The organism is Actinophytocola sediminis, assembly GCF_054779715.1.
The window spans coordinates 127,357-138,713 of record NZ_BAAGXS010000077.1 but is presented as its reverse complement, the minus strand read 5'-3'; the positions used below and the strand labels follow the sequence as shown (position 1 = coordinate 138,713).

Here is an 11,357-nt window from a genome sequence, read left to right as displayed (position 1 = left end):
CTTTTCCCACCTGGCATATTGTCGCGTTGTGCAGGAAGACGGACGCTCCACATTCGTGGTCGGCGACGTGCACGGGCACCTGGACGAGCTGCTCGCCGCGCTGGCCGACGCCGGGCTGGTCGACGAGGAGACCACCTGGTCAGGTGATCAGACACACCTGTGGTTCCTCGGCGACTTCGTCGACCGGGGGCCAGACGGCATCGGCGTGATCGACCTGGTCATGCGGCTGTCCGAGGAGGCCGCGCAGGCCGGCGGGCAGGTACAGACGCTGCTCGGCAACCACGAGATCCTGCTGCTCGGCATGCACCGCTTCGGCGACACCGAGGTCCCGTCGGACTTCGGCCCGCGCAGCTTCGCGCGCAGCTGGGAGCTCAACGGCGGCCAGCCGAGCGACCAGGACGCGCTCACCGAGGCCCACGTCGAGTGGCTGACCTCGCGGCCGGCGGTCTCGCTGGTCGAGGACCACCTGCTGATGCACTCCGACACCGTGGAGTACCTGGTGTGGGGCGGGGACATCGACGAGATCAACGCCGGCATCCACGAGGTGCTGGTCTCCGAGGACCTGGTCGAGTGGTGGGAGGTGTGGCGGCGGCTGACCACCCGGCACGCCTTCCGCGGCCCGCACGGCGCGGAGACCGCCGGCCAGCTGCTGACGGTGCTCGGCGGCCAGCAGGTGGTACACGGCCACAGCGTCATCGCCGACCAGCTCGGCATCGCGCCGGCGCTGGTCGATGGCCCCTACGAGTACGCCGACGGCCGCGCGCTGGGCGTCGACGGCGGCGTGTTCGTCGGCGGCCCGTGCCTGATCGTGCCGCTGCCCTGGAGCACCAGAGCCCGTCGAGGACTGATCGCCGGCGAGGTTAGGCCGATCGTGGGGCGTGGCGGCAGGATGGGGTGATGACGAGCGCGCCAAGCTACGTGTCCGGGACGTCCGACAAGCCGCTGCTCGGCGACACCATCGGCGAGAACCTCGACCGCACGGTGGCCGCCTTCGGCGACCGGGACGCGCTGGTCGAGCGGGCCAGTGGGCGCCGGTGGACCTACCGCCAGCTCGCCGACGAGGTCAACGCGGTCGCCTTCGGGCTGGTCGACCTCGGGGTGGAGAAGGGCGACCGGGTCGGCATCTGGGCGCCCAACTGCGCCGAGTGGACCTTCGTCCAGTACGCCACCGCGAAGATCGGCGCGATCCTGGTCAACATCAACCCCGCCTACCGGACCCACGAGCTGACCTACGTGCTCAACCAGTCCGGCATCCGCACCCTGGTCGCCGCGCCGAGCTTCCGGACCTCCGACTACGCCGCCATGATCGACGAGGTCCGCCCGGAGTGCCCCGACCTGCTCGACGTGCTGCTGATCGGCCAGGAGCAGTGGCGTGACCTGGTCGCGATCGGCCGGGGCGGCTCGGTGGCCCAGCTGGAGGAGATCCAGGAGGGGCTGTCGGCCGACGAGCCGATCAACATCCAGTACACCTCCGGCACCACGGGTTTCCCGAAGGGCGCGACGCTCTCCCACCACAACATCCTCAACAACGGCTACTTCGTCGGCGAGCTGTGCGGATACACCGAGGCGGACGTGATCTGCCTGCCGGTGCCCTTCTACCACTGCTTCGGCATGGTGATGGGCAACCTCGCGGCCACCTCGCACGGCGCGTGCATGGTCATCCCCGCGCCCGCGTTCGAGCCGCGCGCCACCCTCGAGGCGGTGGCCGCCGAGCGCTGCACCTCGCTCTACGGCGTGCCCACGATGTTCATCGCCGAGCTGGCCGACCCGTCCTTCGCCGAGCACGACCTGTCCTCGCTGCGCACCGGGATCATGGCCGGCTCGCCGTGCCCGGTCGAGGTGATGCGGCAGGTGATCGAGCGGATGGGCATGTCCGAGGTGACCATCTGCTACGGCATGACCGAGACCTCGCCGGTGTCCACCCAGACCCGCGCCGACGACTCGTTCGACCGGCGGGTGTCGACCGTCGGCCGGGTGCACCCGCATCTTGAGGTCCAGGTCGTCGACCCGGAGACCGGCCAGACCGTGCCCCGTGGCACCCCCGGCGAGTTCTGCACCCGCGGCTACTCGGTGATGCTCGGCTACTGGGAACAGCCCGACCGCACCGCCGAGGTGCTCGACGACGAGCGCTGGATGCACACCGGCGACCTCGCGGTGATGGACGAGGACGGCTATCTCAACATCACCGGCCGGATCAAGGACATGGTCATCCGCGGCGGGGAGAACGTGTACCCCAGGGAGATCGAGGAGTTCCTGTACACCCATCCCGACGTGCTCGACGCGCAGGTGATCGGCGTGCCCGACGAGCGCTACGGCGAGGAGCTGATGGTGTGGCTGCGGCTGCGCCCCGGCGCGGCGGCGTTGACCGCGGACGCGGTACGCGAGTACTGCACCGGCAGGTTGGCGCACTACAAGATCCCGCGGTACGTGCACATCGTGGACGAGTTCCCGATGACCATCACCGGCAAGATCCGCAAGGTGGAGATGCGCGCGGTGTCGGTGGAACTGCTTGGGCTACAGGAGATCGCGGCCGCCCGGCACGCGTAGTTCCTTTCCACCCGCGAAAACCCGCCCTTTCGGCGTGCCGCGTCCGTCTCCGCAAGGTATTTTCTCTGCGGAGAACTGCGGACTTGTGCGGAGCGTGAAATGCCTGAGACCAGACGCGGGCCACGGGCCCGGGACCGGGTGATCGGCGCGCGGTTGCGCGCGATCCGGAAGGAACGGACGACGTTGTCGTTGGAGGAGGCGGCCAAACGGACGCAGTACTCGCTGACGATGATGTCCAGGATCGAGAACGGCAAGCGGCATGTGTCGGCGGCGGACGTGGCCACGTTGTGCACCGTCTACGGCCTGCCGAAGAAGGAACGCCAGCAGCTGGTCGAGTCGGCCGAGGAGGCCGACAGCATCGGCTGGTGGGACCGTGGCCTGCCGGGCGTCCCGTCCGACATGGGCACCCTGGCCAGCTACGAGGCCGATGCCACGGGACTGACGGACTGGTCGGCCAACCTCGTCCCCGGGCTGCTGCAGACCTACGACTACGCGGTCGCCACGATGCGCTCGGTGCAGGTCGATCCGCGCGACATCGAGTTCCGGTGGATGGCCCGCCTGCGGCGCCAACAGGTGCTCGGCGCCCTGGACTACACGGCCTTCATCGGCGAGGCGGCCCTGCGAACCCCGTTCGGCGGCACCACGACGTTGCAGGGCCAGTTGCGGCACCTGATCGACGCCCGCAACCGGGGCATCGGCGTCCACGTGCTGCGCGAGCACACGCCACACGCGCTGATCAACCACTCCTGGATGCTGCTGGAGTTTCCGACCGGCTCGCCGGTGGTGTACGTGGAAGCGTGGAACGGCAGCATGTTCCTGCACGAGGAAGTTGCGGAGTCGTACTTCACCCTGCGACGTACGCTGGAGCAGGTGGCGTTGTCCACCACGGAAAGCCAGATGTTCCTGCGGACGTTGCTGGAGGAGATGTGACCAAGTGGCGTAGGTCATCCCGCTCGGGCCCGACAGGCAACTGTGTGGAGTTACGCGACGATCTGACCGCACTGCGTGACAGCAAACGACCCGAGACCAGACTGCCCGTCGACCGCGCCGCGCTTACCAGACTGGTCACCTTCGCTCGCTCCCGGTGACAGCGCATCTTCTTCGCACACAAGGACAAACCGGCTACCGCCTGACGGCCGAATTGGCATAAGCTGTACGGACGCGTCCTGGGTACGCCCCCGGGGCGCGTTCGTATGTGTGGAGGTGAGTGTTGTGCCGACCGGGAAGGTCAAGTGGTACGACTCGGAGAAGGGCTTCGGGTTCGTCACCCAGGATGGCGGCGAGGACGTCTACGTCCGGTCATCAGCCTTGCCGGCCGGAGTGTCGGGGCTGAAGGCCGGTCAGCGCATCGAGTTCGGTGTCGCGGACGGTAGGCGCGGCCCGCAGGCACTGTCGGTGCGCCTGATCGACCCGCCACCTTCGGTGGCTGAGGCGCGGCGACGGCCGGCGGAGGAGCTGCACGGCCTGATCGAGGACATGATCAAGCTGTTGGAGGCGAAGGTCCAGCCCGACCTGCGCCGCGGCCGCTACCCCGACCGCAAGAACACCAAACTCGTCGCCGACGTGGTCCGCGCGGTAGCCCGCGAACTCGACCCGTAAGCCCTGAATGCCTCATTCGGGACGTTGAACGTCCCGAATGAGGCATTCAGGGCTTTGCTAGGCGGCTGGGGCGGCGACCTGGGCGGACCAGACACCTCGGCTCACGGCCGCGGGGGCGCCCTGCTCGTCGCGGACCAGTTTCGCGCCGGCCTGCTTGACCTCGACGGTCTGTAGCTGGTCGCCCTTTCCCGGCGGCAACGCGTCGTAGGTCGAGGACTTGCCCGGCGCGAACGTCGCCACGGTCTGCGGCGCCTGCTGCTCCCCGGCCGCGGTCGTGTACTGGATCACCACCGACCACGGGGTCTGCTTGACCTCGTCCGGCACGGTGATCCGCACCGGCGTGCCGGGCGCGACCTCCAGGTCGACCTGCGCGGCGTTGTCCCGCTTGCATTCCTTGACCTGGACGTCGCAGTACAGGTACGGCGTGGCGGTCACCTTCTCGTCGGCCACCACGAAGTCGACCACCGGATCCGCCGGCGGCGGATCGGCCGCCGAACACCCGGCCGCCAGCACGACAACAGCGATGACACCCACGACACCGACGAGACGCACGCCCGCGAGACTACGGGCGCTGGTCGGACTCGCTCGGCGGCCCCTCCTGAAACGCGGTCGCCGGCATCGACCTCGGCACGCTGGTGCTGGTGCGCTGCGGCCGGATCGTGCGACTGCCCCCGAACCACGGCAGCAGCGACGCGCCCTGCCTGGTCAGCATGGTCTGCACCAGGCCGATCACCAGCAGGATCGTGATCACCAGGAAGCCGATCCAGAACGTCGGCGGCAGCAGCACCCCGAGCGCGCCGCCGAACACCCACGCCAGCTGCAGCACGGTCTCCGACCGGCCGAACGCCGACGCGCGCGACTCCTCCGGCAGGTCGTCCTGGATCACCGCGTCCAGGCTGTTCTTGGCCAACGCGCTGGCCGTGGCGCCGACCAGGCCGACGATCGCGGCCGTCGCGATGCCCTCCATCAGGACCGCGACCACTGTCGAGGCGATACAGCCGCCGATACAGCCGAGCACCACCTGCTCGGGATGCCCGACGTGGATCCGCGCGCCGATCCCGTTGCCGATGAAGCTGCCCGCCCCCGCCGCGCCGGCGATCACGCCGAGCAGCAGCAGTTGGGCGAACGCGTCGCCCTCGGTCTGCGCGCGCACCGCGAACGCGGCGAACATCATCAGGAACCCGGTGAGCAGCCGGATCGTGGCGTTGCCCGACAGCGCGACGACCACATGCCGGCCCATCGGCTGCCGTTTGGGTTTCTGCGGATTGGCCGACAGGGAGGCCGGCACCTCGCCCTCGGTCACCTCGACCCAGCCCGGGATCCGCATCGCCTGCACGGCACCGAACACACAGATCGCCGCGGTGAACCAGAGCGCGCCCGGCGAGTCGAACAACTGCAGGATGAGCGCGGCGACCGCGCCGAACGCCGCGCCGCCGACCAGACCGAACACGGTCAGCCGCGCGTTGGTCTTGGCCAGCGTGATGTCCGGCGGCACGACTCGTGGGGTGACCGCCGCCTTCAACACGGTGAAGGACTTGGACAGCACCATCTTGCCCAGCGCGGCCGGGTAGAGCAGCCAGGAGTCGAAGTTCGCCGCCATGATCACGCACATCAGCGCCTGGCCGGCCGAGGTCGCGCACATGGCGAACCGGCGGCCACGCTGGATCCGGTCGAGGATCGGCCCGATGACCGGGGCCAGCAGCGCGAACGGCGCGACGGTGATCAGCAGGTAGAGCGCGACCTTGCCCTTGCTGGAGTCGGTGCTCGCGGCGGAGAAGAACAGCGTGTTGGCCAGCGCGACGGCCATCGCGGCGTCGCTGGCGTAGTTGAGCATGGTCGCGTAGGTCAGCGAGGTGAGGCCGGACTTGTCCGCGCCGTCGGCGTTGGCCGCGCGCCGGAAGGCGTGGACCGCCCGGCTGCCCAGCTCGCGGCTGCGCAGGGCGGCGACCCGGGTGACGGTCAGCTTCTTCGGGTACTGCGGGGCGGCCGCCGGCCGGGACGCCGGGGCCGGCTGCTCGTACTCGTGCCGCGGCGGGAGGTCCTCGGGGTAGCCGTCCGGGCCGTAGGTCTCCGGCGGGTTCTCCGGTGGCAGGTGACGCCGTGGCGGCGGGACGTCACGCCAGTTGCGCGTCGGGGGTGGCGGCTGGGGTGGCGGCGGCTGCCGGCGCTCCGGCGGGGGCTGGCGGCGGACCGGTTGGGTGCGCCGCAGATCGTCGGCGTAGGGGTTTGCCGTGGGGATGGCGTTGGTGAGCGGTTCCTCGCGCGGCTTCTCGCGCGGCGGCGGGTGGATCGGCGGTTGTGGCTGGTCGGTCCAGCGGCGACGGCGTTTCCGCCCGGAGTCGGGGCGACCGTCGCGGTCCCCCGAGTCCTGGTCGCCTGAACCGGAACGAATCACGCTTCCATCCTGCCGTACGTCGGTCTGTCGCGGAGCGTGTGCCTGCGGCGCGTTGCCCTTCGCTCAGCTGGTGACAAACTTCACCCGGAACATCTTCGGCCAGTGCTTTCCGGTGACGAGGAACTCGTCGGTGTCCGGGATCGCGGCGATCCCGTTCAGCACGTCGGCGCCGGCGCGATCTTCCTCGGGCAGCAGGCCCTCCAGATTGACAGTAGCCGTGAGTAGTCCGCTGCCGGGGTCAATCCGCACGATCTGGTCGGTTTGCCACACGTTCGCGTAAACCTGGCCGTCGACACACTCCAGTTCGTTGAGGTGGGTGACCGGTTGGTCGTCGGCGTCCCGGACCTCCTGGCGACCGGTCTCCTCGAAGGTGCGCGGGTCGCGGAAGGTCAGCTCGGCGGTGCCGTCGCTCATCACCAGCCGCTCGCCGTCGTGACAGAGCCCCCAGCCCTCCCCCTCATAGGCGACCCGCTCCCGCTCCGCGAGCGTCTCCCGATCCCGCGCGATGGCGACGCCGTCCTGCCAGGTGAGCTGCCAGACGGTGTCGTCGACGACGGTGATGCCCTCGCCGAACAGGTCGGCCGGCAGCGGTACCTCGGTGCGCACGTCGCCGGTGTCCGGGTCGTAGGCGCGCACGATCGACTCGCCCTCCAGGCCGGTGCCCTCGTACAACGTGCCGTCCACCAGCTCGAGCCCCTGGGTGAAGGCGTCCGGGTCGTGCGGCAGCACCTCGACCACCTCGGCCACGAGCTCGGCCTGCCCGGTCGGCGTCGGCGGTGGCGGCGACTCCGCCGGACCGCTACAGGAAGTGACGACCACCAGGGGGACAAGCGCGAACAGAGCCCTCACGGGAACCAGCCTCACACGAGTACGGCACAATCGTCCACGATGATGCCGCAGCCTGATGAGCTCAAGGACCCCGCGCTGGTCGCGGCGGTGGAGCTGGCGCGCGCCGCCGCCCAGGAAGAGGCGGGCGACGAGGAGATTGGCGCGCACGTCGGCAGCCAGATCGAGGGCGCGGCGGCGGTCACCCACCTGTTCGAAGCAGCCAAGCGCGGGTACCGAGGCTGGAGCTGGGCCGCGACGGTCGCCAGCGCCGGCCCGGACACGATCGTCACGGTGAGTGAGGTCGTCCTGCTGCCCGGACCGGAGGCGCTGGTCGCCCCCGACTGGATCCCGTGGGACCAGCGCATCCAGGCGGGCGACCTCGGCGTCGGCGACTTGTTGCCGACCGCGCCCGACGATCCCCGGCTGGTGCCCGCCTACGTGGCGTCCGACGATCCGGCCGTGGAAGAGGTGGCCACCGAGCTGGGCCTTGGCCGGGTGCGCGTGCTGGCGCGCCCGGGGCGCGAAGAGGCCGCCGCCCGGTGGTTCCACAGTGACTTCGGCCCGAGTTCGGACATGGCGCGCGGCGCACCGGCCAGGTGTGGCACGTGCGGCTTCTACCTGATGCTGGCCGGCTCACTCGGCGCGTCCTTCGGCACCTGCGGCAACGAGCTGTCGCCAGCCGACGCGCACGTGGTGCACGCCGAGTACGGCTGCGGCGCACATTCGGAAGCCGAGGTCGAGCAGGTCTCCCCGGTCCTGGTAGCCAACCTGATCTACGACGACGCCCGGTTGGACGTGGAACCACTGGTTCCCGCGCAACCAACACCGGAACCAGCGCCCGAGGCAGCCACCGCTGACCCGACAACCGAGTCCGCCCCGGCAGCCGAGCCGTCCGCTGAGGCCACACCCGAGGCAGTCGCCACGGACACCGCGCCAGAGGCAACTGCCGCTGACTCCGCGCCGGCATCCTCGACCGCCGAGCAAGAGGCAGCACCCGAACCGGAGCACTCCGCCGAGCCCGACACGGCCGACGCCGCGCCGGCATCTCCGGCCGTCGAGCAGCACGCTTCGGAGACTGACCCGGCGGCCGACACGAAGTTCACCGCTGAGACCGAGCAGGCGGACCAGGACACCCCGCCCAGCCAGTCCCCACCAGGGTGAACGACCCCTTCAACACCGCACGGCTCCGGGACGCCGTGCTCGCCGCCTGGCGCACCTCCCCCACCCGTCTGCGTGAGGACGCCAACTCCGAGGAAGACCTCTACCTCGGCGGCTACCGCGACCGCCTGCTCACCGAGCTCGCGCAGAACGCCGCCGACGCGGCCGAGGCCGCCGGCACCACCGGCCACCTCCGAGTGTCCATAGTGGACAACGAACTCCGCGTCGCCAACACCGGCCAACCGCTCGACGCCGCCGGGGTGGCCTCGCTCGCCTCGTTGCGCGCCTCGGCCAAACAGCACGGCGTCGGCCAGTTCGGCCTCGGCTTCGCCGCGGTACTCACCGTCTGCGACGAACCCCGGGTCATCTCCCGCACCGGCGGCGTCGCCTTCTCCGCCAGCCGCACCAGGGAAGCCATCGACACCACCGACCGGGTCCCCGTCCTGCGCCTGGTCTGGCCGACCGACGAGGACGACCTCCCGGCCGGGTTCGACACCGAGGTCCGGCTCCCCCTCAGGGAAACGCCCCGGCTCGACGAGTTCGCCGCCCAGGCCGTCGACCTGCTGCTCTCCCTGGACACCCTCACCCGCATCGACATCGGCGACCGCACCTGGCACCGCACCGGCGACGACATCCACGGCCCGGACGGCGTCACCCACTGGACCATCGTCCGGAAGTCCGGCGAGCTGCCGGCCGAGCTGACCGCCGGCCTACCGAGCGAACACCGTCCACAATGGACAATCTGCTGGGCGTACACCGAACACCAGCAGGAGCAGGTGCTGCACGCGCCGACGCCGACCGACGAGCGACTGTCGTTGCCCGCCAGGCTGATCGCCACCCTCCCGGTCGAGCCGTCCCGCCGGCGGCTGATGCCGGGCAAGGCGACCGACATCGTGCTCGACGAGGCGGTCCGGCTCTACCCCCGGCTGCTCGACGCCGCCGACAACCCGACCGAACTGGTGCCCCTCCCCGGTTTCCCACTGTCCGAAGTGGACGACCGGCTCCGGCAGGGGATCATCGGCGCACTGCGGACCACCCCCTGGCTGCCCACCCCGGACGCCGACGGCGACCCGGTCGCGCCGAGCAAGGCCGCCCTGCTGCCGACCAACAGCCAGGCACTCGCCGAACTGCTCACCGACGTCATCCCCAACCTGGTCGCCGCCGACCTCGCCGCGCCCGAACACGCCGCCGCCCTCGCCGCGCTGGACACCAACCGCCTGCACACCGCCGACATCGTCGCCGCGGTCACCGGCATCGACCGGGCGCCGACCTGGTGGCACCAGCTCTACGACGCCCTGTCGCCCATCGCCGAGGTGGACGCCGACGCCCGCGAGGCCCTCGGCGGCCTGCCCGTCCCGCTGGCCGACGGCCGCACCATCCCCGGCCCGCGCGGCACCCTCATCGTCGAGGACACCGACCTCGCGATCGGCGACGCCGTGCACCCCGACGCCGCGCACCCACTGCTCGAACGGCTCGGCGCCCGCCGCGGCGGCGCCGCGGACCTGCTGGACTCCCTGCGCGACGCCGTGGAACGCAGCGTCGAGGACGCCGAGTCCGGAATGGACATCGACGACCTCCGGCACACCGTGCTCACGCTCGCCACCTCGGCCGGCGTCCGACCGGGCGAGTACCCGTGGCTGGCCGCCATCGCGCTGCCCGACGAGGCGGGCGACTGGCGCCGGGCCGACGAGCTCGCCCTGCCCGACGCCCCGCTGCTCGACCTGCTCGACGAGGACACCCCGCTCGGCGTCCTGCACCCCGACACCGCGCAGGCCTGGCCGAAGCACGTGCTCACCGCCGTCGGCGTGCTCGACACGTTCGCGCTGACCGTCGACGACGCGCCGACCGCCCCCGACCACGACCTGGCCGACGAGCACGACTGGTGGGACTCCCGGCCGGAGCCCCCGCACCGGATGACCGCCGTGCGCGACCTCGACCTGGTCGCCGAGCACGCCTGGCCGGCCGCCCTGCGGCTGCTCGCCGCCGACCCGGACACCTGGCGCGCGCTGCACGAGCCCGGTGGCTACACCGGCTGGTGGATCGCCAACCACGCCCGGCTCGACGGCCAGCCGCCGCGCGCGCTGCGGATGCCCGACGCCACCGACCTCACCGGGCTCTACGACCCGGCACCCCCGGTCGACCTCGACCCGTCGGTCCTGCGTGCGATCGGCGTGCGCGAGCACCTCGAGCTCACCGGCGCGGACGACGCCGAGGACCTGCTCGCCCGGCTGGCCGACCAGGAGCGCCAGATCCCGACCGGCACCGCGATGCGCGCGCACGCCGCGCTCGCCACCGCCGTACAGGACGGCGAGGTCGACGCCGACGACGTCCAACCGCCGATCGCGGTGCGCACGCTCACCGGCGAGATCCTGCCGGCGGCCGAGGCGATGGTGCTCAACGCGCCCTGGGTGCTCGGCGTCGCCTCCGCCGAGCGGGTGATCACCGCCGGCCTGGACTTCCAGCTCGCCGAGCCGCTGGCCGACGTGCTCGACGTGCCGCTGGCCACCGAGGTGGTCATCGGCGAGGTCCGGGCGCACGCCGAACCGGTGCGCTGGGCCGATCTCGGCGCGGTGGTGGACGCGTGTGACCTCGCGGGCATCGCGGTGCCGCCGGGCGGCCCGCTGGTGCACGACCGGCTCACCGTGCGGATCGGGCTCGCTGACCACGAGGTGTCCTGGTGGGTCGACCGCGACATCGTGCACTGCACCGACTCCACCGCCGGCATGGCCCGCGCGCTGGCCTGGGCGACCGGCCGCTGGGACGAGCGGCACACGTTCGCCGCCCTGTTGGAGGATCCGGAAAGCCTGCTCGGCTGAGCCGGCGATCTGGC

Annotated in this window: 10 protein-coding genes; 7 read left to right on the top strand and 3 right to left on the bottom strand. The window is 71.2% G+C overall.

The window, feature by feature from the left end:
- Positions 1-28 precede the first annotated feature (28 nt).
- The 5 genes from ACYVIP_RS35720 to ACYVIP_RS35700 all read left to right on the top strand — a co-directional run bounded on the left by ACYVIP_RS35720 (position 29) and on the right by ACYVIP_RS35700 (position 4,146).
- Positions 29-898: a metallophosphoesterase gene (locus ACYVIP_RS35720; protein ID WP_460404563.1), complete on the top strand. Its 870-nt coding sequence runs from the start codon at positions 29-31 to the stop codon at positions 896-898.
- On the top strand, positions 898-2,547 hold the full coding sequence (locus tag ACYVIP_RS35715) for an AMP-binding protein (protein WP_460404561.1): 1,650 nt from the start codon (positions 898-900) through the stop codon (positions 2,545-2,547). Before ACYVIP_RS35720 ends, ACYVIP_RS35715 begins: the two co-directional genes overlap by 1 nt.
- Positions 2,548-2,646: 99 nt before the next feature.
- A complete protein-coding gene (locus ACYVIP_RS35710; RefSeq protein WP_460404559.1) occupies positions 2,647-3,477 on the top strand; it encodes a helix-turn-helix domain-containing protein in 831 nt (276 codons plus the stop codon).
- Positions 3,474-3,635, top strand: coding sequence for a DUF397 domain-containing protein (locus ACYVIP_RS35705; RefSeq protein WP_460404557.1), 162 nt, complete (start codon positions 3,474-3,476; stop codon positions 3,633-3,635). Before ACYVIP_RS35710 ends, ACYVIP_RS35705 begins: the two co-directional genes overlap by 4 nt.
- Positions 3,636-3,759: 124 nt before the next feature.
- Complete coding sequence (locus tag ACYVIP_RS35700; RefSeq protein WP_460404555.1) at positions 3,760-4,146, top strand: cold-shock protein; 387 nt, start codon at positions 3,760-3,762, stop codon at positions 4,144-4,146.
- Positions 4,147-4,203: 57 nt separating this feature from the next.
- Here the strand turns inward: ACYVIP_RS35700 and ACYVIP_RS35695 are convergent, their stop codons facing one another.
- From ACYVIP_RS35695 to ACYVIP_RS35685, 3 genes are all read right to left on the bottom strand, one after another.
- Positions 4,204-4,698, bottom strand: coding sequence for a DUF2771 family protein (locus ACYVIP_RS35695; RefSeq protein ID WP_460404553.1), 495 nt, complete (start codon positions 4,696-4,698; stop codon positions 4,204-4,206).
- A gap of 10 nt (positions 4,699-4,708) precedes the next feature.
- Positions 4,709-6,538 (bottom strand): MFS transporter, encoded by a 1,830-nt coding sequence (locus tag ACYVIP_RS35690; protein ID WP_460404781.1) that lies wholly within the window; start codon positions 6,536-6,538, stop codon positions 4,709-4,711.
- Between the two features lie 66 nt (positions 6,539-6,604).
- Complete coding sequence (locus ACYVIP_RS35685) at positions 6,605-7,390, bottom strand: glutaminyl-peptide cyclotransferase (protein ID WP_460404551.1); 786 nt, start codon at positions 7,388-7,390, stop codon at positions 6,605-6,607.
- 39 nt (positions 7,391-7,429) lie between these two features.
- Here ACYVIP_RS35685 and ACYVIP_RS35680 point away from each other — a divergent pair, with 39 nt between their 5' ends.
- Both ACYVIP_RS35680 and ACYVIP_RS35675 read left to right on the top strand, forming a co-directional pair.
- Entirely contained in the window at positions 7,430-8,530 is a 1,101-nt protein-coding gene (locus ACYVIP_RS35680; protein WP_460404549.1) for a DUF3027 domain-containing protein, read from the top strand.
- On the top strand, positions 8,527-11,343 hold the full coding sequence (locus ACYVIP_RS35675) for a sacsin N-terminal ATP-binding-like domain-containing protein (RefSeq protein ID WP_460404547.1): 2,817 nt from the start codon (positions 8,527-8,529) through the stop codon (positions 11,341-11,343). Before ACYVIP_RS35680 ends, ACYVIP_RS35675 begins: the two co-directional genes overlap by 4 nt.
- The last annotated feature ends 14 nt before the right edge of the window (positions 11,344-11,357 follow it).